17 protein-coding genes, 1 tRNA gene and 5 pseudogenes are annotated in these 25,939 nt (G+C 50.1%); 14 read left to right on the top strand and 9 right to left on the bottom strand.

Annotation, left to right across the window (positions count from 1 at the left end; all coding sequences use genetic code 11):
- The first annotated feature begins 39 nt into the window (after window positions 1-39).
- From fimI to sfmF, 5 genes are read left to right on the top strand one after another with little or no spacing between them, the layout of a single operon-like run.
- A complete protein-coding gene (fimI, locus tag HV107_RS15915) occupies window positions 40-585 on the top strand; it encodes a type 1 fimbrial protein subunit FimI (RefSeq protein ID WP_182059904.1) in 546 nt (181 codons plus the stop codon).
- A 42-nt stretch (window positions 586-627) separates the two neighbouring features.
- Window positions 628-1,320, top strand: a complete 693-nt coding sequence (gene fimC / locus HV107_RS15920; RefSeq protein ID WP_182059905.1) for a type 1 fimbria chaperone FimC — start codon at window positions 628-630, stop codon at window positions 1,318-1,320.
- A 14-nt stretch (window positions 1,321-1,334) separates the two neighbouring features.
- Entirely contained in the window at window positions 1,335-3,902 is a 2,568-nt protein-coding gene (locus HV107_RS15925) for a fimbrial biogenesis usher protein (protein WP_182059906.1), read from the top strand.
- Window positions 3,903-3,912: 10 nt separating this feature from the next.
- On the top strand, window positions 3,913-4,920 hold the full coding sequence (fimH, locus tag HV107_RS15930; protein WP_182059907.1) for a type 1 fimbria D-mannose specific adhesin FimH: 1,008 nt from the start codon (window positions 3,913-3,915) through the stop codon (window positions 4,918-4,920).
- A 10-nt stretch (window positions 4,921-4,930) separates the two neighbouring features.
- Entirely contained in the window at window positions 4,931-5,449 is a 519-nt protein-coding gene (gene sfmF / locus HV107_RS15935; RefSeq protein WP_182059908.1) for a fimbria assembly protein, read from the top strand.
- A gap of 51 nt (window positions 5,450-5,500) precedes the next feature.
- On the opposite strand, the gene fimZ is transcribed toward sfmF, so the two are convergent.
- From fimZ to HV107_RS15950, 3 genes are all read right to left on the bottom strand, one after another.
- Complete coding sequence (gene fimZ / locus HV107_RS15940; RefSeq protein ID WP_182059909.1) at window positions 5,501-6,133, bottom strand: fimbria biosynthesis transcriptional regulator FimZ; 633 nt, start codon at window positions 6,131-6,133, stop codon at window positions 5,501-5,503.
- An 808-nt stretch (window positions 6,134-6,941) separates the two neighbouring features.
- A complete protein-coding gene (locus HV107_RS15945) occupies window positions 6,942-7,658 on the bottom strand; it encodes a LuxR C-terminal-related transcriptional regulator (protein WP_182059910.1) in 717 nt (238 codons plus the stop codon).
- A 24-nt stretch (window positions 7,659-7,682) separates the two neighbouring features.
- Window positions 7,683-8,399 carry an EAL domain-containing protein gene (locus HV107_RS15950; RefSeq protein ID WP_182059911.1) on the bottom strand — a complete coding sequence of 239 codons (717 nt, stop codon included), beginning with the start codon at window positions 8,397-8,399 and terminating at the stop codon, window positions 7,683-7,685.
- A gap of 239 nt (window positions 8,400-8,638) precedes the next feature.
- Here HV107_RS15950 and HV107_RS15955 point away from each other — a divergent pair.
- From HV107_RS15955 to HV107_RS15990, 8 genes and pseudogenes are all read left to right on the top strand, one after another.
- Window positions 8,639-8,715 (top strand) — tRNA-Arg (locus HV107_RS15955).
- A 174-nt stretch (window positions 8,716-8,889) separates the two neighbouring features.
- Window positions 8,890-10,101 carry a phage integrase central domain-containing protein gene (locus tag HV107_RS15960; protein WP_065806339.1) on the top strand — a complete coding sequence of 404 codons (1,212 nt, stop codon included), beginning with the start codon at window positions 8,890-8,892 and terminating at the stop codon, window positions 10,099-10,101.
- An 859-nt stretch (window positions 10,102-10,960) separates the two neighbouring features.
- A complete protein-coding gene (locus tag HV107_RS15965) occupies window positions 10,961-11,122 on the top strand; it encodes a hypothetical protein (RefSeq protein ID WP_040216727.1) in 162 nt (53 codons plus the stop codon).
- Window positions 11,123-11,356: 234 nt separating this feature from the next.
- Window positions 11,357-12,136: a hypothetical protein gene (locus tag HV107_RS15970; protein ID WP_080490680.1), complete on the top strand. Its 780-nt coding sequence runs from the start codon at window positions 11,357-11,359 to the stop codon at window positions 12,134-12,136.
- A gap of 74 nt (window positions 12,137-12,210) precedes the next feature.
- Window positions 12,211-12,693, top strand: a complete 483-nt coding sequence (locus tag HV107_RS15975; RefSeq protein WP_047683739.1) for a hypothetical protein — start codon at window positions 12,211-12,213, stop codon at window positions 12,691-12,693.
- Window positions 12,694-13,158: 465 nt separating this feature from the next.
- A pseudogene (locus HV107_RS15980) lies at window positions 13,159-13,272 on the top strand (IS5/IS1182 family transposase); the annotation flags it as partial.
- 411 nt (window positions 13,273-13,683) lie between these two features.
- Window positions 13,684-14,766, top strand: a complete 1,083-nt coding sequence (locus HV107_RS15985) for a hypothetical protein (RefSeq protein ID WP_014837235.1) — start codon at window positions 13,684-13,686, stop codon at window positions 14,764-14,766.
- Between the two features lie 88 nt (window positions 14,767-14,854).
- Window positions 14,855-16,066, top strand: a pseudogene (locus HV107_RS15990) (IS3 family transposase).
- 96 nt (window positions 16,067-16,162) lie between these two features.
- Here the strand turns inward: HV107_RS15990 and glgC are convergent.
- Window positions 16,163-17,443, bottom strand: a pseudogene (gene glgC / locus HV107_RS15995) (glucose-1-phosphate adenylyltransferase).
- Window positions 17,444-17,609: 166 nt separating this feature from the next.
- A complete protein-coding gene (gene glgB / locus HV107_RS16000; RefSeq protein ID WP_031285560.1) occupies window positions 17,610-19,793 on the bottom strand; it encodes a 1,4-alpha-glucan branching enzyme in 2,184 nt (727 codons plus the stop codon).
- A gap of 235 nt (window positions 19,794-20,028) precedes the next feature.
- Between glgB and HV107_RS16005 the strand changes: the two are divergent.
- A pseudogene (locus HV107_RS16005) lies at window positions 20,029-20,351 on the top strand (transposase); the annotation flags it as partial.
- Window positions 20,352-20,562: 211 nt separating this feature from the next.
- Here the strand turns inward: HV107_RS16005 and HV107_RS27535 are convergent.
- The 4 genes and pseudogenes from HV107_RS27535 to HV107_RS16025 all read right to left on the bottom strand — a co-directional run.
- Window positions 20,563-20,767: pseudogene (locus tag HV107_RS27535) on the bottom strand (IS3 family transposase); the annotation flags it as partial.
- The gene (locus HV107_RS16015; RefSeq protein ID WP_021314392.1) at window positions 20,764-21,888 is read right to left on the bottom strand and encodes an ABC transporter permease; all 1,125 of its coding nucleotides are present in this window, start codon (window positions 21,886-21,888) and stop codon (window positions 20,764-20,766) included. The gene HV107_RS16015 and the pseudogene HV107_RS27535, both read right to left, overlap by 4 nt.
- The gene (rbbA, locus tag HV107_RS16020) at window positions 21,888-24,617 is read right to left on the bottom strand and encodes a ribosome-associated ATPase/putative transporter RbbA (protein ID WP_021314393.1); all 2,730 of its coding nucleotides are present in this window, start codon (window positions 24,615-24,617) and stop codon (window positions 21,888-21,890) included. The genes HV107_RS16015 and rbbA overlap by 1 nt, the downstream gene beginning before the upstream one ends.
- Window positions 24,614-25,681 carry an HlyD family secretion protein gene (locus tag HV107_RS16025; protein ID WP_028016386.1) on the bottom strand — a complete coding sequence of 356 codons (1,068 nt, stop codon included), beginning with the start codon at window positions 25,679-25,681 and terminating at the stop codon, window positions 24,614-24,616. Before HV107_RS16025 ends, rbbA begins: the two co-directional genes overlap by 4 nt.
- Window positions 25,682-25,939: the final 258 nt, after the last annotated feature.

The raw sequence follows: 25,939 nt of genomic DNA on the forward strand, positions 1-25,939 counted from the left end.
CGGATGAGGCCCGTCATACGCTAAAGCCGGGAACGAAGGATGACTTGGACTGGGATACTGTTGCTGCTGGCCTGTTCTGTTGCGCCATCAGTGATGGCACATACCGTGGTAGTGGATGGCGGACGCGTTCACCTCAACGGTGAGCTGGTAAATGGTGGCTGCGCCGTTGCGCCCGACAGCCAGAATATGCGCATCGACATGGGGCAATACCGTACTAATGCGTTTTCCGGTGTGGGGAGTTTTTCAACGGTGAATATCCCTTTCACCGTGCGGCTGCTGGACTGTCGCGTGGATGTCTCGCGCGTGGTGGCCATTCAGTTTCAGGGGGTAACGCCCGCTGAAGATCCGCAGGTATTTCTGGCAACCTCCCGGCCTGGAGAGACGCCCGTCAGCAGTGGTGTAGGGTTGGCACTTTTTGACGAACAACAGCGCCAGATTATCCCTAATGAAACGACCGTCAGTCGCTTAGCGATAGATGCTCGCGAGCTGGCTTTTCATTTCAGCGCCCGTTATCGGGCAATTTCCGAACACCTTGTACCAGGCCGTATTCAGTCGGATGTCTGGTTCACGTTGATTTATCCCTGACGCACCTGCACCTGCGAACAAATAACGAAAGGTATTGTTGTGATGAACACCCTATTTAAACCAGGACTGATTATTTCACTTATTTTGCTGCTGGTGTCGACATCTGCAAATGCCTCCGGTGGTATCGCTCTGGGGGCCACGCGCGTTATTTATCCGGCAGAGGCGAAACAAACGTCACTTGCAATAACCAACAGTAATAAACAAGAGCGGTATTTAATTAACGCGTGGATTGAAAATGCCAGCGGACAAAAAGAGAAAACGTTCGCCGTTACGCCGCCGCTGTTTGTCAGCGAGCCAGACAGCGAAAACACGCTGCGGATTATTTACGCCGGCCCGGCGTTGCCCGCTGACCGCGAATCGCTGTTTTATATGAACGTGAAGGCTATCCCGTCGGTGAATAAATCCCATCTGGAGGGCAATAACGTCCTGCAATTGGCCATCTTATCGCGCATCAAGTTGTTTGTGCGGCCTAAAAATCTGGCGATGCCGCCGGAAGAGGCGCTTTCGCAACTCCGCTTTGAGCGTATCGGCAATCAGCTCAGGGTAAGTAATGCTTCGCCGTATTACATCACGCTGGTCAATTTAACCCTCGGCGGGCAGAGCCTGGAAAATCTGATGATTGCCCCGAAAAACGCGGCACAGCAAGCACTTCCTGCGGCGGCTGGGGGTGTCCTTTCCTGGCAGAGCGTAAATGATTACGGCGCCATTACGCCGGCGCGTAGCGTTAAGCTGTGAGCAGAGTCGGGGCGATGAAGACTTATCAATGGCGTGTCTGTCCGGTGGCTCTGGCGCTGATGACCGTACTCTGGCCGCAAACCGGCTTTAGCGAAAGTTACTTTAATCCGGCGTTTTTGTCTGATGACAGCGCGAGCGTGGCGGATTTGTCGCGTTTTGAGAAAGGGCATCAGCAGGCTCCTGGCGTCTATCGTGTGGATATCTGGCGCAACGACGAATTTATCGGCACTCAGGATGTGCGCTTTGAGAAAGCAACCGGGAGTACACCGCCGGTGGCGGGCGGGCTTTCGGCTTGTGTCACGCACGCCATGCTTGACCGGTTTGGCGTCAATATTGCCGCCTTCCCGGAACTGGCTGATGTGCAGGGTGATGCCTGCGCGCCGCTCGCCACCGCGCTTCCCGGCAGCGAAGTCGTTTTTAACTTTGCCTCTTTGCGTCTTAACGTCAGCCTGCCGCAGGTGGCGATGCAGAACAGCGTACGCGGCTACATTCCCCCTGAACAGTGGGATGACGGGATCCCCGCCGCGCTGCTCAATTACAGTTTTACCGGTAACCGGGGCAGCGACGACGACAGCTATTATCTGAATCTGCAAAGCGGGCTGAACTACGGTGCCTGGCGTCTGCGCAACAACGGCGCGTGGCGTTATTCGCAAAACAACGGTGAACGACACAGCAACTGGGAAAATATTGGTACCTGGGCGCAGCGCAGCATTATTCCCCTCAAAAGCGAGCTGGTACTGGGTGACAGCAATACCGGTAACGATGTGTTTGATAGCATCGGTTTTCGCGGTGGGCGGCTCTACTCTTCTGACAGCATGTACCCGGACAGCCTTCAGGGCTACGCGCCAACCGTGCGCGGTATTGCCCGTACACCTGCGAAAGTGGTCATTCGCCAGAACGGGTATGTGATTTACCAGAGTTATGTCCAGCCCGGCGCTTTTGCGATAAGCGATCTGAACCCCACTTCATCCAGCGGTGACCTGGAGGTCACGGTAGAAGAAAAAGACGGTAGCCAGCAGCGCTACACGGTGCCGTATTCCACCGTACCGCAGCTTCAGCGTGAAGGTCGCTGGAAGTATGACCTGGTGGCGGGAGACTACCGCAGCGGAAACAGTGAACAGGATACGCCGTTCTTTACCCAGGGGACGTTAATTACCGGTCTTGCCGACGGCTACACGCTCTACGGCGGCACGCAGCTGGCATCACGTTACACGGCGCTGGCCATCGGTGCCGGGAAAAACCTTGGTGACTGGGGGGCGATATCGCTCGATCTGACACACGCCCGCAGCCAGCTTGCCGATGACAGCCGTCACGAAGGGCAGTCGCTGCGCTTCCTCTATGCAAAATCCCTGAACGGATTTGGCACCAACTTTCAGTTGCTCGGCTATCGCTACTCCACAAAAGGGTTTTACACCCTGGATGATGTGGCCTGGCGCTCGATGGAAGGCTATCAATACGGCGACAGCCAGGATGACGACGGCGTACCGGATGTGCAGAGCTATCACAATCTGACGTGGAATAAAAAAGGGCGCTTCCAGCTCAATATCTCTCAGTCGCTGGGGGATTACGGGTCGCTGTATGTCTCCGGCAGCCAGCAAAGTTACTGGGGAACCAGCGAATCAAACGTCTGGTATCAGCTTGGCTACGCGGGTGGCATTCAGGGCATCAGCTATTCCGTCTCCTGGTCGTGGAATAAAGCGGTGGGGATCGACGGTACAGACCGGATCGCCTCGTTTAACGTCTCCGTTCCTTTCAGCCTGTTCACTCGCCACGGTTATCGACGCGATAACGCCATTGACCGGGCTTATGCCACAGCATCAGCCAGCCGTAACAATGACGGTGAAAGCAGCTGGCAAACCGGGATCAGCGGCACGTTACTTGAAGACCGTAACCTGAACTACAGCGTGACCCAGGGGCATACCAGCAATAATGGTGCCAGCGGAAGTGCCAGCGCCAACTGGCAAGCAACCTACGGCACGCTGGGGGTGGGCTATAACTACGCGCGCGATCAGCACGATCTCAACTGGCAGGTTTCTGGCGGCATCGTGGGCCACGAAAATGGCGTGACCTTCAGCCAGCCACTGGGGGATACCAACGTCCTGATCAAAGCCCCGGGAGCATCCGGAGTGAGCGTAGAAAACCAGACCGGGGTGAAAACCGACTGGCGAGGCTACGCGGTAATGCCGTATGCCACGGTCTATCGTTACAACCGTGTGGCGCTGGATACCAACACCATGAGCAACAATACCGATATCGAAAACAACGTGAGCAGCGTGGTCCCTACAAGAGGCGCGCTGGTGCGTGCCAGCTTTGATGCCCGGATCGGCGTTCGCGCGTTACTGACCGTCAGACGCGGCGATCAACCTGTGCCGTTTGGTGCCGTAGTGCGCGAAACCCAAAGCGGAGTCACCAGCATGGTGGGGGATGACGGACAGATTTACCTCAGCGGATTACCGCTGGAAGGGGAGCTGTTGATCCAGTGGGGCGACGGAATGCAATCCCGGTGCCGCGCGCACTACCGCTTACCCGCAGATAGCCAGAACCAGGCCATTACGATGGCGGGGGCGAGCTGTGATCGATAACAGGAACTCAATGATGAAATTTCCCCACACGCTATTGGGCGCGGTACTGCTGTGCGGCGCGCTGCCTGCGTGGGCAACGGTGTGTCAGAATGCGGACGGCGTCGCGAAGGACATCTCCTACGATCTCTCAAACGTCTTTGACAGCTCCAACAACAAGCCAGGGCAGATTGTCACCCTGGCGCAAAAATCCGGGCTGGTCGGGGTGAGCGCTATCTGCCCGAAGGGGACTTCCGGTAAATCGACCATGCGTAGCTACGTCACGGACTTGCCCATCACCACCGAGATAGACAGCTACAAGTATGTGAAGCTGAACGACTATCTGGATGGCGCGATGCAGATCCACGATGATTACGCCGGGACGTTTTATCCACCAGCGAAATATATTCAGATGGGTCAGCACCCTAACGTGCCGAACAACAAAGCGTTTCCGGTGACGGATTCTAAGCTGGTCTTTCGCCTCAGGGTGACGCGTCGGTTTATCAATATGGTGGTGATCCCGCAGCAGACCATGTTCAGGGTCTATGTCACCACCACGTCGGCCGACCCGCTCAGCACGCCGGTTTACACCATCAGCTACAGTGGCACGATCCAGGTGCCGCAAAGCTGCGAAATTAATGCCGGAAAGGTGGTGGAATTTGATTTTGGCGAAATCGGTGCATCGCTGTTTAGCCAGGCAGGAGCCGGAAATCGCCCGGACAAGGTTTCGCCACAGACAAAAACAATTGCCATCAAATGCACCAATGTGGAAGCCAATGCTTATCTGTCCATGCGTATCGAAGCTGAGCAAACCTCTGGCAACGCGCTGGTTTCCGATAACCCCGATTTGGGGTTTGTGGTTGCTACAGAAAGTGGCACCCCGCTGACGCCCAACAACCTGACCAGCAAAATTCCGTTCCGTCTGGATGACAGCGCTCAGGCGCAGGTGGGGATCAGAGCCTGGCCGGTCAGTATTACGGGCAATAAACCTGCCGAAGGGCGTTTTACCTCTCGCGGGTATTTGCGCGTGGATTATGAATAAAGGAGGCGCAATGCGACGCTGGAGTAAAGCACTGCTGCTGGTAACGCTGGTTCACGCAAACGCCCATGCAGCCACGGCACTGGGGGAAATCAACATTGAGCTGTATGGCAATATTGTGGATTTCACCTGTGTCGCGGAAGGCAGCGATAGCGACAAAATCGTTACGCTGGGCACCTGGCCGACAAAACAACTCAGCACCACCGGCAGCCGGACGCAGCCGGTACCCTTTACGCTGAAGCTGACCGGATGCCCGCCCGGCGCGGCATCGATTACCTTTTCAGGAAAAGAGGACGGGAGTGATAGTGGTTTACTGGCTCTGAATGATTCAAGCCAGGCCAGCAATGTTGCGGTGGAAATCCGCGATCGGGATAAAACACGTCTGGCATTGCAGCAGGCCAGTCAGACGGTGGCGGTAGATGCCCAGGGAAATGCACAGCTGTCGTTTTATGCCAATTATATTGCCACGGCCGATAACCCCCAGCCAGGCAGGGCAGATGCCGATGCGACCTTCATGATTAATTATAATTGAGACTGACCGCACTCCCTGAAACTCGCATAAGTTGCAGGGAGTGAATTCAGGTTAAAGCAATTCGTGGGCCTTCGCGTAATCAATTAATTCAACAATGCTTTGCACGCCTAGCTTAGAATAAATATTGGATTTGTGAGCGCTTATTGTTTTGTTGCTGAGCAAGAGTTGCTCGGCGATTTCTTTATTCGATAACCCATTTGCCAGATACCTCAGTACCGTCACTTCCCGGTTTGATAACGGCATGTCTATATCCATTCCTTTGTGTGCTCCCAGATGATTTATAAAGTTTAATGTTTCGGATGGGAAAAATGAATATCCCGTCAGTAACATTTCAACCGCATTATAGATCTCACCTAAATCTTTCCGCTTACTGACAAAACCATTTGCTCCGGCGCGAATGGCGCGCCCGGCGTAAAACGCCTCTGATTTTGAGGAGAGGAAAAGAACTTTTATGTCCTTGTTTAAGTTTTTGATTCTTTTGAGTAATGCGAATCCGTCAGTCCCGGGTAGTTCGATGTCCAGGATCACCAGATCAATCGCATGGTTGCGTATACAATCAAGAACTTCATGGCTGTCACCTGACTTGAGCTTAACCACGATATTTTTATTTTTCTGTAGCAGGACTTCTATCGACATTCTGACAATAGGGTGTTCGTCCATAATGATAACGGATGCCGGTTTCATTTTTTATGCCTCAGATTGTTAAAAGCGTTGTGCCGAGTTTTGCTAAAACTCTCGGAAAGCCGGAAGGATAATTATACAGATCCTTATACGGTGGTAATTCCCTGGAAGAGCGAAAGCATCCTTGTTAACGTAGTGACAAATTCATTGCCTCAGCGCGGATTGTTAAATTGGCTGATGGTGGCAAAAGGTGTTTTCTTATTCATATTTGAAACACGTCTTATTATACCGTTTAAGCTTTCTCCGAAAAGCCTGTAAATTATATTTTCCGTGTTGTGATGTATTATCTTCTGGAAGCTAATGGCTATTAATTTAAATTTAGGTGAAATCACCTTATATTTCCTGTACAGCAATGCAACATCTTTATGTAATAACAAAAAATGACATATTTCTCTATATGTTGATCGGTTGTTAAAAAATAAATCCAACACACAGCGCCATTTTTTCTGGTGTCAGTGAAGCGATCCCCTATGCAAGCCGTAGTGTCGTCAACAACAAGCACCGACTCTCTTCAGGAAAATATTGTGACTGAACAGCAGGATATGCTGTCCTTTCGGCTGCCAGATTGATGCCTTCCTCTCTAATCTGCTTGTTTTTACATCATTATCATCTTATTAACGGAATCACTATTATTTTAACGCTTGGTTGAAAGAACTGCCGGTTCAGGTTTTTGTGGTGTTTCACGTTGTTGAAGTGGATAAATTAGGAATAGTTGTAATTTCGACAGTTATGTTAAAAAAACACGCTATATTGACAATTAACTTAAGTGATTTCCTAAAGGTCTTTAGGAATTAATGGGTTAGTGGATAAGTTAAAACGTGAACTCAGACAGGTTATTGAGCAGGTGCAGGAGTTCCTGACGATGATTTAAACCGAGTTTCTTCAGGATGCAGTTCAGACGATAAATGATCCGGCTGTAAGGCCGATGTTGTAAGTCGGCTATTTCCCGCAGTGATAGACCCTGGGACAAATACTGAAGTACGGGCCATTCATTGCGGCAGAACCACTCTTTTTTCATGCTCACCGGCACTGTGGCATCCAGCAGAGATTGTTGCATGGCCTTCGCGGTGAGCTGCCGTTCCAGGACGTGAAACGGCCCGGCGGCCCGACAAAAAAGCCGGGTGTCGTAATCATCCGCCCTGATCAGTAAATGAGGTATCAGAAAAGGGGAGTAGAGGCTCTGCCTTCTTAGCCTGTCCAGCATGTCGATAAGGGTAATGGCCCGGCTTTCGATATCCACAAGCAACCTGGCGGATGGCCAGTGGCCGAGCGCGCTGAACGCCTCTTCCAGCGTTTCGCAATCACAGCAGTTACTGAGCGGGGTGTTTCCGTTCAGAATACCGGTACGAAGGAAGTTATCCTGGGTGACCAGAATGATAAAAGGCGCGTGTGTCTTTTGATTCCGGTTAATTGACTGGCTCAAAAACTCAAGACGGTCGAAAAAGGGGGGAGGATAGGGCGAGTGTGTAAATCCCGGTGAATCACTTCCTGTCCGACGCCGTCTGTAGCGGCGTACTGTCATTCGCATAGCTTCCCTCCTGGCGATGACGGGCTAGTCCTCCGGCCAATACCAGCAAGGCCAGTGATAACCCTGGCCTAATCCTGCTCCTGCCTGTAATGCATACGCACGATCCTGGTCGTTTTCGATACCTTCGATAAGCACGTGTCCGGCAATTTGCGAACAAAGGCTAACCAGCCTGGATAACGCAGGTGTGGCACGTAATCGCCAGAACGCGACTTTATCTATTTTGATGCCGCATAATGGTAACCGACAGGATAAAAACGGCTGGATAACGGTTTCATCAACATCGTCCAGCCAGATGCGGTGACCCTGCCTGCTTAACAGCTGCAAGCGGTGGGTAACAGACTCACGCTGCCCGGAAGAGAGGCTGAAGAAAGACGCCGGCTCGACAATCTCAATATTGAGTGGTGAGCTTTTCAGCTGCATCAGCTGGTGAAACGCTTTGCCTACCGTTAATACGGTTATCGGCAGATTGATAAAAAGGTTATTGCAGTTGAGGGCGTTTTTTAACGTGCAGAGCTGTGCTTCAAGCAACATAAGCGACTGAACCGCCGACTGGCGCTGAAAAAAACGTTCGCTTTGCTGGTGGGGAGATAACACGCTGAGCACTTCCGCACCCACGGTATGCGAAGTAGAGAGGGCAACTATCGGTTCAAGTTTGATCCCGGTGATATTGCGAGAGATGTGCTGTAAGCGGGGGAATTGCACTGCCACGCCGTCTTCCTGTTGTCTGCCAGTCTTCGCCATAGAGTGAAGGAGCCTGGCGCCAGAAAACAGCGGGCGTTACTTAAATGCAGCTAAGCCTTTTCGCAGCGGGAAGCGCGAGGGCAGAATGAGGGTAAATGTTGAAAAAACAGACGTATTTACAATCGGGTAGCGCATATCGGCACAGAAGACCGACAATCATACCAAAAGGCATTGACTCACCTGCCATTGACCGTATAATTCCACGCAGTTTCACCACTGCGAAGTTTACGCTTCTCCGTGCGCCCTTAGCTCAGTTGGATAGAGCAACGGCCTTCTAAGCCGTAGGTCGTAGGTTCGAATCCTACAGGGCGTACCATTTTCAAGTCAACACACCTCTACTGAATTCTCTTTTTATCCTTTATAATCCCTGATATTACTGGATTTTTCTGTCACGAGTTCTATCGAAGTCAACTCAGTTCTACCTAAATCAAGTGGTAGCTGGGGGCCTTTGAGGGGGCTCATCTCGTTCAATGGAAATTAGGGGCCCCATATGCCACTAAATGCACGACAGATAGACACTGCAAAACCAAAGGAGAAGGAATACAAACTTACTGATGGTGGTGGGTTGTATTTGCTGGTAAAACCTAACGGCGCAAAGTATTGGCGTTTGAAGTACCGATTTTTTGGGAAAGAGAAAAAGCTTTCTATCGGTGTTTACCCAGATATCTCTTTGGCTGATGCTCGCCTGAAGCGAGAAGAAGCACGGAAGGTTATTGCTTTGGGTGGTGACCCGGGAGAAGAAAAGAAAGCAGAAAAATTGGCTAAAAAAGCCAGTGTTGAAAATACCTTCAAAGCGATTGCGCTGGAATGGCATGAATACAAGCGTCCTAACTGGTCGAAAGGCTACGCTGAAGATCTGATGGAAGCGTTTGAGAACGATATTTTTCCTGATATCGGTAAACGACCCATTGCTGAGATTACGCCGCTAGAAGTGCTCAATTCGCTCCGTAAATTAGAAAAGCGAGGCGTCCTCGATAAGTTGCGTAAAATTCGTCAGGCCTGCAATCAGGTTTTTCGCTATGCCATTGTCACTGGCAGGGCTGAAACAAACCCAGCCTCTGAACTAGCCAGCGCACTGACTGCGCCTAAGTCTACCAATTATCCCCACCTGCTAGCTGGTGAATTACCTGATTTCTTACAAGCTCTTGCTGCGTATTCAGGTAGCCCGATAACTCGGCTTGCCACACGCATTTTGATGCTGACTGGCGTTCGCACTATCGAGCTTCGTCAGGCAGAGTGGAAGGAGTTTGATTTCGGTAAGCGAGTGTGGGAGGTGCCAGTAGAAAGGATGAAGATGCGCCGCCCGCATTTGGTCCCCTTATCTGATCAAGTTGTGGCGTCACTTCGTGAAATTCAGGCAGTTACTGGTCGTTACAATCTGGTTTTCCCTGGTCGTAACGACATCACAAAACCAATGAGTGAAGCGAGCATCAATCAAGTACTAAAAAGAGTTGGTTATCACGGAAGGGCTACCGGGCATGGTTTCAGGCATACGATGAGTACGATCTTGCACGAAAAGGGCTATAACACGGCGTGGATCGAGTTACAGCTTGCACATGTTGATAAGAACACTATCCGTGGTACTTACAACCATGCTCAATATCTGGAGCAGCGTAGGGAGATGTTGCAGTGGTATGCAAATTATATTGACTCTTTAGCAAACAGGACTGTGATGCAAGGAGTGTTTGATAAAACAGCGTGAAAACCCAATTGATTATTTAATTACTAAATAACCATTAACGATAAAATTACCTATGAGAAGGCATCCGTTCAGTAACGTTCGGATGCCTTTTTGCTTTTAACAACTGTAAATCAGGAGAATAAGAAATGACTACGATATGCCCGGAATGTGGTTCTGACCGTGTAAGTGAACGTAATATTGGGAGGAAGGCAGGAAGTATCGCTGGAGGTGTGGCTGGAGCACTTAGCGGCGCAGGTACAGGGGCTGCAATCGGCTCTGTTGTGCCAGTTCTGGGGACTGCGGCCGGGGCCGTTATTGGTGCTGTGTTTGGGAGATTTGTGGCTGGTGCAACTGCAGGAGCAGTTACCGGCTCAGCCCTTGATGGACTCGTGTTTGACAGATATGAGTGTGGCGATTGTGGTCATACCTTTGACTAGAAGGTTATGAGAAATGTCATATCCTTATGTTTTTAATGAATAAAAAATACCCACTACTTGCCTCATCAATTTTAATACACCACATGCCCCGCATAAACCGATCTACAAAAACGATCGATATCATTATAATGATAGTTGCAAGCTATCAAATATATAAAATTGATCGTTTATATCGATAGATTACGCAGATCAATTATTGAAATTCGATCGGTAATAACAATTTTACCTGCACTCGTAACCTCCCTATCTTAGAAAGGATTTGATTAGAATCAGGCCAGGATTCTCATCGGGTGACAATTAGGAGATGCACCATGCGCCTATAGCAAGGATGTTTCAATGCGGCAGGTATAAGTCTGCCCATCCATTCAACATGTTTATCGGACAAAGTGACGGCATTAAACCACCACTTCAATCATTTATTGCTATTTTTCAAGGAGCCAACGATGGCATTTATTCTTTTACTTTTGTGGATCGGAGCATCGATAGTTATTGGTAAATTGGCTCAGGCCAGTGGCCGTTCGTTCTTCATATGGTTTGTTATCAGTATGCTTATAGACCCCATATTTGGTGCGATTCTTTTTGCTGTAGTCGTGAGGTCAAAATGAAGCCAGAAAGAATTAAGAGGCTTTTTAAAGCCTATCTAGGCATTGGTGTTTTATTCATGTTGCTTGTTTGTATAGGGATTGTTGTTTTGTTATGTTTATAAGGGAAGTGATTACGTATTTTAATAATTCTTTTATATCTACCGCTATACTCACTTCCTGTTCAACACTCTTGAAGTATATCAGTTTAACGTTCTCTGTAATATTTTGGCTATTATGTAAAGATAAGGAATTATCATGATAAACTATTATGAATATCTTGAGCTGGATATGAATGTCAGCTTTGATGAATTAAACCATGCGATACAAAAAGTAAGTGAGCGTGATGATGCAGATTTAAAATTAATCCGTGAAATGAAGTCCATTTTGTTAAACGATGAAGCCAGGGTACTGTATAATAATAAATTGATTTCTTTTATTGTTGGCGATAGAAAAAAGTCTGATTTTGTAAGCGCTGAGAATATCCGTAAATTATTAAATATAGACAGCTCGTCTTTACATGAAAAATATATCTGGATTGCAACGGGATTGTTTGTTGTCGGCGTTTTATCCGCATGTTTGTTTAGTTTAGCTGTCAACTATACGGTTAATCTGTTCGTTATGATTGCCCTGGTTATTTTGTTCTATATGGACTGGAAGCTACTGGATAAACATGGTAAGGCAAGTTTTTCAAAATGGTGGATTCTTTTTTCGCCAGTTTATATTGCTAAACGTTGTAAAGCCGTTGGTCAGGGGAAAATGCTGTTGCTGGTCTGGCTTGGGATCTGGGTTGTATATGGCATCGGGAACTTTGCGTTCAATGGTAGCAAAGCGATGCTGGAACGTACAGCATGCGAGGTGGTAACGGATATCTATCATAAACAGTTACGTCAATACTCACAGCAATGTGAGAACGTAACGTTAACTGAAAGTGAAGGGAAACAGCACTATGGATTTGCTCAACTTAGTGATGGTACAACTAAAGATATTACCGTGACAGAACAATCAGATGGTAAGATTGTTGTATATATTGAATAGGCATTTTTGAGGCAAAGTACTTACCTTTGGGGTAAGTGCTTTTTATTTATTATTTATTTTTAGAGGGGATTTGTATGAGGTTTTTAAATGGAATTAAATATGTGACTGCTCTGGGAGTAATTACTATCTCCTGTTCAGTAATGGCATCACCTTATGGAGATTCAGATGTTCTGTTCGGATGTGTCATAAAAGGTAAAACCACTAAAGAGGTGGCTGTGTTAAGAAATAATAATGAGGTCGCTTATTTATTCGGTAAGTCGGATATTAACGGAGATGGTGGGGTTATTCCTGAAATCACTTTGGTGAAAAATGTGAGCCAGTTAAGTCAGGCCTGGAATTACAGTAGGGCTGAGGGTGTGTCGATACATACATTGAACATACCAGAAAACGAGTATACTTACTCTGTTTCCTATATCGATGATGGAAAAAATACTGATGGGGAAATAACTGTTTTAAAACAGGGAAAAGAAATCAGTACGATAAAATGCGATGATGTCTGGGAACAACATCTGGGTGACAGCAATATGATGCATGGTATCCCCGATGAGTCAGAGTGATGTATCTGATATGTACTGTACCAGTTCACATGAGTGTTAACTGGTACAAAATATAGAAATATCAACTTAGGTAACGGTTTAATAGTGGCAATTAATAACCACCTCCTATGGAGGTGGTCAAGAAAACTAAAAGGGTAACTGACCATTCTATCAGCATTTTTCAACTATCGAAGAAAGAAATCCACAGTCATGTGGCTTATCAAAACCAGAGCTACTTTTCAGATATTCAGTAATCAGCGCTCCAATAATCTTAACCGACTTTTTGTTAGTTGTTATAAAGCCCAATGGCATAGTCACTGGCAAAGTTTCAGGTTGAGAAATATGGTAGATAACAACAGATAATTCATTCTCGAGATGGAGGATCCCATTGTTTACCTTGACTGTATCGTCGGCTTTGTTGAATAAATCGAACTTTCAGGAGATGGGCGGATCTGATCGTTACAGACGTTTCAGCATCAGGTCCCCATGGCAAAGCAAAAGTTTAAAATCACCAACTGGTCTGCCTACAACAAAGTGCTCAGGCAGCGCGGTTCGCTGACGGTCTGGCTTGATGAGTCTGCCATTACTGATCTTGCCCAGCAACGGCAGACACAATCTTGGACAGACTGGTGCATAACGCGCAAAGAGTGGTTCTGCAGGGTAAATTTACGAGAAAAAACCGCCAGTAGTGGAAAGCGGCGAAAAAACAGGTTAAAAAGTAGAATGAAAAGTTAAGTTCCCAGTTGATAGAATGGATGAGAAACTCTGATAGAACTTCAATGCCAATCCGTAACCGAATAGAGCGAAATACTCAGTGAGAAGCACTGATCGGAAAAATGTATCAATATTAGTCTATTGTATTAGACTGAACCTTCCTTTTAAATGATTTGCGCATTCCTAAAATCATTATTTAGTGATAATATTAGGGGCATGGCATAGAGAAGATTCGTGGTCCTAGCTATTAGTCGCACTCAGGTTTACTGGATGAGAGGTATTTTTAGGAGGAGTAAAATGGAAAAAAAATCCTTAAGAAAAATAAAAAAATGGATAATCGCGGCTGCAATATTTACTCAGACTTTAGGGTCTGCATATGGAAATTTAAACTTCCAAGCAGGAGCAATGGAGGATGGAACGTTTCTACTTACCGTAAATGGAAGTATTTCTTCAGGAGATGCATACATTTTCGCAAAACAAATCGACTCATTTAAGCAAGATAACATGCCACTCAGTCAGATTTGGTTAAATAGTCTTGGTGGTAATGTTGCCGACGCCTTAAAGATGTCATTGATTATATCAAGTAATAATTTAACAACGGTAGTGCCAAATAGATGGGAGTGTGTTAGTGCTTGCGTTCTTTTATTTGGCGCGGGAATACGACGCCATGCTTTTCCCGAAAGTATAATTGGTGTTCATCGTATAAGCATTAATGAAATTGATAATGACCAAGCAAGATCATTATCACTTGATATGGACACTGTATACACCGCAATGAACTTCCCAGAAAACATTAAATACAAAATGTTAACGACGCCCCCTAATGACGTATATTATCTAACAACAATAGACAAAAAGAACATATCAACGACATACTCAAATACTAAGCAGGTTGATACATCGTATAGAAACTCTGGAATCTCAGCACCACGGGTAATAATCACTAAAAAAGATCGTTCAGAATCAAGAGCGCTAAATCAAAAGGCTATTATACAAATTAGGTCAAATCAGTTCATTTCTGCTATAGCTAATCTTGAAACAGCAAAAAAAATATACCCGTCAGATGCTGAAGTATTAGGGAACCTTGGATATGCATATTACATGATCGGCGATTATACTGCAGCACAAATGAATCTGACATCATCACTTAAACTAGCTCCACGTAGAGGTTCATCATGGAATAACCTTGGATTAGTTTTAGCATCGACTAATCAAATAGAATGGGCCGTAAATTGCTTTATAAATTACTGGAACTTTTCAAAAAATAAAAAAGCGGCAACAAATCAGTTCTTTTCATGGGAGCAAGAACGTCCAGGAACTGGTATTGATATAGCATCAAAAAGAGCTCGTTCTACCCTTGGGATTTATTCACCCGAGTGATGTCGCCCCCTGAAACCCCAGACTGTAGCTGTATCCCCAGATAAGAGATAGGCTTGAATATATGTCTAACACTAACGCCAATTTTGAGATGACCAGAATCCTGTTAGGGCAAGAAGTCCGTAAACGTAAACTCCTCAGGAGAAGATCGCCATTATCCAGCAGACGATGGAGCCGGGCATGAATGTCTCCCACGTCACACGCCTGCACGGTATTCAGCCCAGTTTGCTGTTCAAGTGGAAGAAGCAATACCAGGAAGGCAGCCTTACCCCCGTTGCGGCCGGAGAGGAAGTCGTTCCAGCTTCAGAGCTTACTGCTGCTCTGAAGCAGGTCCGGGAGCTTCAGCGCCTTCTGGGCAGGAAGACGATGGAAGTTGAGATCATGAAAGAAGCCGTGGAGTACGGTGTATCCCGAAAATGGATAGCGCATGCGCCCTTGTTGCCAAAGGACAAGGAATAGCACAGGTCAGCCGCACCATGGGCGTGTCGCGTGCGCAATTATCACTTCGGGTTAATCGTTCCGCCGACTGGCAGGATGGGCGGTGTAACCAGCGCGATGAAGAAGCGGATGCGGCGCTGCTATGGCGCATACTGGTGGTTATCGCCGATATGCCGTGTTATGGCTACCGCCGGGTCTGGGCGGTGCTGCGGCGTCAGGCCCGCGATGAGGGGCTTGCGCCGGTGAATGCTAAACGGGTTTATCGGGTGATGAGCGAAAACAGCCTGTTGTTGCTGCATGACAGGCCGCCGCGCCCGGTGCCGGGTCGGGAACACAACGGTAAGGTGGCGGTGGCGCAGAGCGATCAGCGCTGGTGCTCTGACGGCTTCGAGTTCGGCTGCGACAATGGCGAGAAACTGCGGGTAACGTTCGCGCTGGACTGTTGCGACAGAGAAGCCATAGACTGGGCGGCGAGTACCGGTGGCTACGACAGTTCGACCGTGCAGGATGTAATGCTGAGGTCGGTAGAAAAGCGCTTCGGCGATAAGTTGCCGGACACAGCGGTGCAGTGGCTGGCGGACAACGGTTCCGCGTATACCGCGCATGAAACGCGGAGGTTCGCCTGAGAGCTGAATCTGGAGCCCTGCACAACAGCGGTGAGCAGCCCGCAGAGTAATGGCATGGCCGAACAGTTCGTGAAGACGATGAAGGAAGACTATATCGCGTTCATGCCAAAACCGAATGTGAGAACAGCCCTGCAAAACCCTGCAGCAGCAGCGTTCACGCATTACAATGAACCCCGCACAGTGCGCTGGGATATTACTCCCCTGGGGAATACCGGCGACAGCGGGCATCGTTAACTTAAGATACAAAAGCTGTCCGGGGATGGCAGGGTAAGATCAGTCCGGGCTAGAGATTGTCACCATGATCTCTGCGGAATGCCTTTCAGGAGATCCGTTCATTATTCAGGCCTCCTCAGCATTTCTTTAGTGACAAGAACGATCCCTTCTTCAGAACGATAAAAACGACGGGCGTCCTCGACAGCATTCTCACCAATGACCGTTCATTCAGGGATCACACATCCACGATCAATCACACAGCGTCGTAACCGACAGGAACGTTCTACCCACACACCGGGTAATAAAACAACCGAATCAATATTGCAAAAAGAGTTAATCCGTACGCTGGAGAATAAAACTGAATGAACAACGACAGAACCAGATATAATGCAGCCGCCGGAGACCAGTGAATTCATGGTCATTCCATGACTGCCTGTGCGGTCCTGAACAAATTTTGCGCTCGGTAAAGACTCTACATAAGTATGGATCGGCCAGTTGCGATCATAAACATCTAGTTCAGGTACCACGGAAGCTAAATCAAGGTTCGCTTTCCAGTAGGCCTCCAGAGTTCCGACATCACGCCAGTACGGTTCTGCATTATTATCTGTCTGCACACAGGAGCGCGGGAAAGGATGTGCCCAGGCTTCTCCGGATACCGTAATTGCTGGAATAATATCTTTGCCGAAATCGTGGCTGGACTGTTCATCCCGACCATCTTCATCCAGTAGCTGATAGAGGTATTCAGCATCAAATACATAGATCCCCATACTGGCAAGCGATTTGGTTTTATCCCCCGGCACAGTAGGAGGATTAGAAGGTTTTTCAATAAAATCAATGATTTTATCATTTTCATCCACAGCCATGACACCAAAAGCACTTGCGTATTCCACAGGTACAGGAAGGCAGGCCACAGTACACCGGGCTCCTTTTTTAACATGGTCAATCAGCATCCGGGAATAATCCTGTTTATAGATATGATCACCCGCTAGAATAACGACATATTCCGCACCATAGCGTCGAATAATATCCAGGTTCTGTGTGACAGCATCGGCAGTACCCCGGTACCAGTTCTCACCATGCACGCGTTGCTGGGCGGGTAATAAATCGACGAATTCATTCATCTCTTCATTGAGGAAAGACCAACCGCGCTGGATATGCTGAACCAGGGAATGTGATTGATATTGTGTAATGACCCCAATCCGTCTTATCCCGGAATTAATACAGTTTGATAAAGCAAAATCAATAATCCTGAACTTGCCACCAAAATGTACCGCCGGTTTTGCCCGGGTTGCTGTCAGGTCTTTTAATCGTGTCCCTCGACCTCCCGCTAGGATCAGCGCCACAGATTTAAGCGGTAACTGGCGTGCCAGCATGACATTGTCATTATATTCATGTTTACTCATAGTGATGTCCTGCCATTAAAATAAAAACAACAAAAGGAAACAGCGAATAAAAAATATTCTTCTGTAAATTAATTCAGAAGAGACCACCTCCGGGAATAACTCAACTACCATGGCACTACTATTTAAATGAATAACCCCACCGCCGGGTAGTAGAAACCTCCGAAGTTTATTGATTATCAGGCACCCTTGTAAGCCAGATCGTCGCCAGCGGCGGTAGCGTAATGGAGAGGGAATGCTCGCGACCATGGCTGGCAATGACATCGCTTTCAACGATGCCGCCATTACCGGTATTGCTGCCATGATAGTGCATTGAGTCAGTGTTCAGCTCTTCGCGCCAGCGGCCAGGCTGGTTGATGCCGAAACGATAATCATGGCGCGGTACCGGGGTGAAGTTGCTGACGACGATAATTTCGTTACCCTCCCTGTCGCGACGCACAAAGACAAACACCGAGTGCTCATGATCGTCGACCACCAGCCATTCGAAACCGTAGTGGTCGAAATCCAGCTCATGCAGCGCTTTGTGGCGACAATAGGTATGGTTGAGATCGCGCACCAGTCGCTGAACGCCGTGGTGCCAGCTGTCTACGCCCTCAAGCAGACGCCAGTCGAGGCTTCCGTCGTGATTCCACTCACGTCCTTGTGCAAACTCATTGCCCATAAACAGCAGCTTTTTACCCGGGAAGGCGAACAGCCATCCGTAGTAGGCTCGCAGGTTAGCGAACTTCTGCCAGGCATCGCCCGGCATGCGGTCGAGAATGGATTTTTTGCCGTGCACCACTTCATCATGAGAGAGTGGCAGGACAAAGTTTTCGGTGTAGTTGTAGAGCATACCGAAGGTCATCTTGTTGTGATGAAAACGACGGTATACCGGATCCAGTTTCATATAGTCGAGGGTATCATGCATCCAGCCCATGTTCCACTTGAACCAGAACCCCAGACCGCCAGTGGAGGAAGGACGAGAAACGCCAGCAAAATCGGTCGACTCTTCCGCCATCGTTACCGCCCCCGGCGTCTGTTCGCCCAGCACGCGGTTGGTATTACGCAGGAACTCAATGGCTTCAAGGTTTTCCCGGCCGCCAAATTCGTTCGGTACCCACTCACCTTCTTTGCGGCTGTAGTCGCGATAAATCATTGATGCCACCGCATCGACCCGCAGCGCATCAATGCCAAAGCGTTCAATCCAGTACAGCGCATTACCAACCAGGAAGTTGCTGACCTCGCGGCGGCCGTAGTTGTAAATCAGGGTGTTCCAGTCCTGGTGGTAGCCTTCGCGCGGGTCGCAGTGTTCATACAGCGAGGTGCCGTCAAACGAGGCGAGCGCAAAGTCATCCGCCGGAAAATGGCCTGGCACCCAGTCCAGAATAACGTTAAGCCCCGCGGCGTGCGCGGCGTTGATAAAGTAGCGGAAATCCTCCCGGGTGCCGAAGCGACGGGTGGGCGCGTACAGCCCGGTCGGCTGATAGCCCCAACTGCCGTCAAACGGATGTTCGTTAACCGGCAGCAGCTCCAGATGAGTAAAGCCCATCCATTTGGCATACGGGACCAACTGGTCGGCAAGCTCGCGATAGCTCAGCCAGAAGTTATTATCGGTGTGGCGGCGCCAGGAGCCGAGGTGCACTTCATAAATCGATATAGGCGCATCAAACTGGTTAGCCTGCTTGCGCGCTGGAGGCTGCTCGACCTTTTCCGGCAACCCGCAGATAAGCGAGGCGCTTTCCGGGCGCATTTGCGCTTCGAAGGCGTAAGGGTCGGACTTCACCCGCAGATTGCCGTGGGCATCAATAAGCTCGAATTTGTACAACTGACCGTTAAACGCGCCGGGAACAAACAGCTCCCAGATGCCGGACTCTTTACGTAGTCGCATCAGATGGCGACGACCATCCCAGTAGTTAAACTGGCCAACGACCGACACCCGGCGGGCATTAGGTGCCCAGACCGAGAAGCGCGTACCGACAACATCGTCTATCGTATCGGGATGCGCGCCCAGCGTTTCATAGGGGCGAAGATGCGTGCCTTCCGACAGCAGCCAAATGTCCAGTTCCTGTAACAGTGGGCCAAAACGGTACGGGTCATCAATCAGATGCTGCTGTCCGTGCCAGGTGGCGGCCAGCTGATAGCGAAAAGGATTTTTACGACGCGGCAGAACGCCGCTAAAGAAACCGCGCAAATCAAGGCATTCCAGCTTGCCGACTTTGCGCCCGTTTTTTGGTTCAATGACCCACACATCGGTGGCATCAGGTAATAATGCACGAACTTCCAGTCCGGCGTCGGTACAATGCATACCAAGTGTAGAGAATGGATCCGAACAGCAACCAGTAAAAAGTGCTTCAATCACTTTTTTTTTCATCATGCCTCCCTACTATCATCTCTTATCGGCTATCTGTAAATATATGGCTGCTAACAGCCTGCGTGAACAACCCCAATAAGTAAATGATGTTTTTAATATTTATCTTTAGATTAATTATCTCTTAATCTTTTTCTGTGAGTAAACCGTCACTTTTGGGTCGTAATGCAGATTAGACTGGCCCCATGAATCACCAGACACTTCGACCCACTTTAAATTAATGACTAGTCGGGAGATAAGCATGATCGAAGAGTTGCTGGGACCAGAGCGCCACAGGCGCCGTTGTCCACAGGAAAAGATTGCCATCGTTCAGGAAACGCATCGCCTAGCATGACCATTTCCCATGTTGCACGGCTTCATAGTGTGAATGCAAACCAGATCTTCGCCTGGCGAAAGCAGTACAAGGAAGGTAGTCTCACCGCGATCATGGCTGGCGAAGATGTTGTTCCCGCCTCAGAACTTGCGGCGACGGTGAAACAAATCAAAGAGCTACAGCGCTTGCTGGGTAAAAAGACCATGGAGAATGCGCTGCTGAAGGAAGCCGTTGAGTATGGTCGGCAAAAATGAACCACCCCGTGAATCCTGGAGAGATTTCAGGCTGACAACTTTTCCTGAAGAACCAGCAGCGCTGCCATTTGCGCCAGTGCTTTATCTTTCCGGCGTAACTCTTTTTCAAGCGCCCGGATGCGGCTTTTCTCTGTGCGGGTCGCTCGTTGCTCGTCGACCAACTGGCGATGCTTCGGCTGGTTGGCGATCAGACAGTTTGGCTTCCATTCAGCGACATGTTCAGGATAAAGGCCATTTTTACGGCAGTATTCAGACAGCTCATGCTTAGAAAGTGCAGCTGTTTCAAGCAGAATAGTAAAAATTTGCTCTGCCTATTGTTCCACACCGGGTTTCACTTTTCGGATGATCAAGCCCTCAAGTTCCAGTTGTTTTCGCCAGCCATGTACCGTGGCAGTTCCAACGGCATCGTTCAAGCCATCTCTCCAATCGTCTTACGAAAACGTAGCAGTGCAATCGTAAAAAATACGCCACCGATAGCCAGCAGCGTCAGAAACTGCGGCCAGACAATCGCAAAATCTGCGCCTCGATATAGAATTGCCTGCGCCAGGCTGACGAAATGAGTTGTCGGCATGGTGAGCATGATGTCCTGCACCGCCTGCGGCATACTTTCTCGTGGCGTTGATCCCCCGGATAGCATCTGAAGTGGTAGCAGCACTAGAATCATCAACAGCCCTAACTGCGGCATCGAGCGGGCCACGGTTCCCATAAATATTCCAATTGAGGTAGTAGCAAACAGGCTCAGGGCTACTCCAAGCATAAACAGCGGTATAGAGCCTTCAATCGGCACCTGCAACACTCCCTGGACCATCAATATAAGCGATAATCCAGAAACGACCAGCACCACCAAACCCATTGACCAGATCTTTGCCATCATAATTTCAAACGGCGTCACCGGCATCACCAGCAGGTGCTCCACGGTTCCATGCTCTCGTTCACGTATCAACGCCGAACCGGTAAGCACGATGGCCAGCATAGTAATATTGTTGATAATCGCCATTACGGCCCCGAAACGTTCCTGTTCCAGATTCGGGTTAAAACGCATCCTGACGGCTAGCTCGACTGGCAACGAGCTGTTATCCCGATAGCGGGCGACAAAGCTATTTACCTCACCAGTGACGATATTCTGGATATAGCTATTGCCGGTAAACGCCTGGCTCATTCGCGTCGCATCAACGTTTACCTGCAGCTCCGGCTGGCGTCCGGCTAAAACATCACGCTGGAAGTTAGGGGGAATATTGATCGCGAATGTATATCGCCCGGCATCCAGCCCTGCGTCCATTTCATCAGCGGTAATCAGCTCAGGGGGTAAAAACCAGGGGCGATAAAAACCGTTGATAATGCGCGATGAGAGCTGCGATTTATCCATATCCGCAATAGCGATAGGGGCTAAATGTAACGACCCCGGCATAACGGTAGCGGAGGAGTAAACCGAGACGGTAAAGGCGAAGACAATTAATGTCAGCATCGCCTTATCGCCAAGCAGGCTGCGTAGCTCTTTCATGCCTAAATTATAAATATTGCGTAATCCGCGCATTATCCCTCCTGTTTTTTCAGCAGCCACACGCTCAGGCCCAGCACCAGCGGAACCGCAATAAGCAGTGGTATGAAGGATGCCCACAGGTCCGTCAGATTTAGCGCTTTGGAAAACGTTCCTCGCGCAATGGTCAGAAAGTGGCTGGTTGGATAAATCTGGCCAATCCAGCGGCCCGGCCCTTCCAGAGAAGCGACGGGATCGATCATCCCCGAGAACTGCGTCGCCGGGATAAGCGTAATAATCGCGGTACCGAAAATCGCCGCAATCTGGCTTTTCATAAAGGTTGAGATCAGTAGGCCAAGCCCGGTGGCAATCGTGACATAGAGCAGTGCGGCCAGCATAAGCGTCAGGAAGCTCCCTTTATGCGGTACGCCAAAGACAAACACCGACAGTGCACATAGTAGAAAGAAGTTAAACATCCCCAGCACGATATACGGCACCTGTTTGCCCAGAAGAAATTCACTGCGGGTGGTCGGCGTCACGTACAGATTGATGATCGAGCCCAGCTCTTTCTCACGCACTACGCTGAGCGCGCTGAGCATTGCCGGGATCATCATCAACAGCAGCGGAATAACTGCTGGAACAATCGCTGGCAGACTCTTCACGTCCGGGTTATAGCGATAGCGGGTTTCAATAGAAATCAGTGAGGTATCGCGATTGGGGCTGGCCTGGCGACCGGCCATCTCCTGAAGCCAGGCCAAATGCATCGCCTGCACGTAGCCGCGCACCGTTTCCGCCCGGTTTGGCATTGCGCCATCCACCCACACGCCGATTTGCGCTGGCGTTCCCCGAGCGATGTCGCGGCCAAAATTAGGCGGAATTTCGATAGCCACCGCCAGCTCGCCGTTGCGCATCCGCCGGTCCAGTTCACTGTAGCTTTGCAGCGGCGGCTGTTCGATAAAATAGCGTGAACCGGCGATATTCTGCGACCAGCCCTGGCTGCTGACGGTTTGATCGCGGTCGAGTACCGCAAATCGCAGATCCTCGACGTCCATACTGATCCCATATCCCATGATAAACATCAGGATCACCGTGCCCAGCAATGCCAGAGTCGATCGTACCGGATCGCGACGTAGCTCCAGCGCTTCGCGACGGCTGTAGCTAAACAGGCGGCGCAAGCTAAACGCCTGACGCGGAGCAATGGTTTCGGTTTTGTGTTCAATCATGGGAATCGGCGCAGCCTCAGCAGCAGGCGGCTGTGCGGCATCTGCTGCCTCCTGTAGCCAGGCGATAAAGGCCTCTTCGAGGCTGGCCGACCCGCGCTGTTCGACCAGCGCCTGCGGCGTATCGCTGGCCAGCACTTTGCCAGCATGCATCAGTGAAATGCGATCGCAGCGCTCGGCTTCATTCATAAAGTGGGTGGAGATAAAAATCGTCACCCGATCCTGGCGGGCCAGATTGACCATCAATTGCCAGAACATGTCCCGGGCCACGGGATCGACGCCGGAGGTGGGTTCATCAAGAATTAACATTTCCGGACGGTGAATGACCGCGACCGCCAGCGATAGCCGCTGACGAATACCTAACGGCAGCGAGGCGGGCAGGGTGTCTTCAACCTCTTCCAGCATAAAGCGCTGACTCATCTCGGCGACCCGACCGGGGATCTCCGCATCCGGAATATGGAACAGACGGGCATGTAGATCGAGGTTTTGCCTAACGGTCAGTTCACTGTAGAGGGAAAAGGCCTGCGACATATAGCCAACGCGGCGGCGGGTTTCAATATCCTTCGGGTCGACCGGTTGGCCAAATAGCCAGGCCTCGCCTTCGCTGGCCGGTAACAGCCCGGTCAGCATTTTCATGGTTGTTGATTTACCACAGCCGTTGGAGCCGAGGAAACCGAAGATTTCGCCACGGGCGATACGAAAGTTCACGTGATCAACGGCGACAAAATTGCCAAAGCGCATCGTCAGGCCGCGAGCTTCAATGGCGATTTCGCTCTCCTCTGCGTTGCGCGGTGGAATGATCACCTCTTTATGCGCCAGGCGCTGGGCTTCAGGAAGCAGGGCGATAAACGCCTGTTCCAGCGTCTGGCTCTTCGTTTGCGCCCTGAGTTCGTCTGCGCTGCCGGTCGCCAGTACTTCCCCCGCATTCATGGCGACCAGCCAGTCAAAACGTTCCGCTTCTTCCATATAGGCGGTGGCGACCAGCACGCTCATCTCCGGCTGGCGCTGACGAATGCTGTCGATCAGATCCCAAAACTGTGCCCGGGAGAGAGGATCAACGCCCGTGGTCGGTTCATCAAGGATTAACAGCTGCGGATCGTGAATGAGCGCGCAGCACAGGCCGAGCTTTTGCTTCATCCCGCCGGAAAGTTTCCCCGCCGGACGGTCGCGAAACGGCGCGAGTCCGGTGCTCTGGAGCAGCTCATTGATTCTGCTCTCACGCTCGGCCTTATCATGGCCGAACAGGCGGGCAAAGAAGTCGACGTTTTCATAGACCGACAGGGTATGGTAGAGGTTCTTCCCTAGCCCCTGAGGCATCCAGGCAATTTTCGGGCACACATCCTGGCGGTGGCGAACATCGCTCATGTCGCCGCCGAGCACGACCACATTGCCGTGCTCAATGACCCGTGCGCCGGAAATTAATGACAGCAGGCTGGACTTGCCGACGCCGTCTGGCCCGATCAGGCCCACCATACAGCGGGCGGGAATGCTCAGCGTAATGTCTTTTAGCGCGGTGGTTGCGCCAAAGTGCTGACTGACGTTCTCCAGGCGGGCGATCGTGTTCATTGTGGCAACCTCACCGTCAGCGCTTCAGGCCACGCCTGCTGGTTATCCAGACGCACCCAGGCCATACCTGGCAGGCCGGTTTTCACATACTCAAGGTGCTGTTCCAGCAGCTCCGGCGGAATGCGGGCTTTGACGCGGAACATCAGCTTCAGCCGTTCATCGCTGGTTTCCACCGTTTTGGGGGTAAACTGCGCCACGCTGGCGACAAAACTGATATTGGCAGGAATGGCCAGATTGGGTGCGGCATCAAGGATAATTCGCGCTTCGCTGCCCAGCGCCAGCAGGCCAGCTTGTTCAGTAGGCAGGAAGAAGGTCATGTAGACATCGGACAAGTCGACCATATTCAGCACCCGCCCGCCTGCCGCCAGCACTTCTCCCGGTTCAGCAACGCGATACTGAATACGACCATCGCGGGGCGCTTTCAGTTCGCTATCATCGATATCGGCGATAATCCGACGCTCCGTGGCCTGAGCTGCTTCAACGCGGGTTTGTGCCTGAATAATGCTGGTTCTTGACGCCTCAATAGCCGCTCTGGCGGCAGAGACCTGGGCTTTTGCTGATTCCAGCACTGCTCTGGCGCTTTCCGCCGCCGCCAGGTCGTCATCAAGCTGCTGAGCGGAGACCGCGCCGCGCTGTGAGAGTGTGCTGGAACGGCCGTAGCGTTTGGCGGCGGAGTTTAATTCAGCCTGCCGCTGCTTCACGACCGCCTCAGCGGCGCGCATTTCGCCTTGACGCTGATCGAGCAGCGCTTTCGCTGCGGCAATCGAACTTTCAGCTTCTTTAATTTGTGCGGCGGCTTCCAGCCGTTGTTCGTTGAGCACCCGGATATCCATGCGGGCTAAGACTTCACCCTGGCGGACAAACTGCCCTTCTTTGACCAGAATGGTATCGATACGTCCGGCGGTTTTGGTGGCGATATCGACCTCTGTGGCTTCAATTCTACCGTTGCTGCTGGCAAAGCCTGCCGGGAGTCCCGGTGGGCGCAGCATCCACCATGCGGCGGCGGCAATCACCACCAGTAAACCAATAACGTAGACTGCCCAACGCCGTTTGATTTTGTCCATACGCGACTCGCTTTGTTCCATTTGCTGAGTGGTGCGCGTTTCTCCTCCGCATAGCGAAGTATCGTCTCTCCAGGAAAGGAAGGTATGGGGGATAAGGCCAACCGGCGCATGACGCCTTCAGCGCTGCTAACCGGTCAGAAAGAGGTGCGATTAATGTGGTCATCATCAGCAATCCTCGCCTTAAATGAAACACGCATATTTATTGCTACTGTCAATGCAATACTAACACCCGCAACAAATATGTCCATATACAAAACA

This window comes from Enterobacter sp. RHBSTW-00175 (assembly GCF_013927005.1).
In the GTDB taxonomy this organism is placed as follows: domain Bacteria; phylum Pseudomonadota; class Gammaproteobacteria; order Enterobacterales; family Enterobacteriaceae; genus Enterobacter.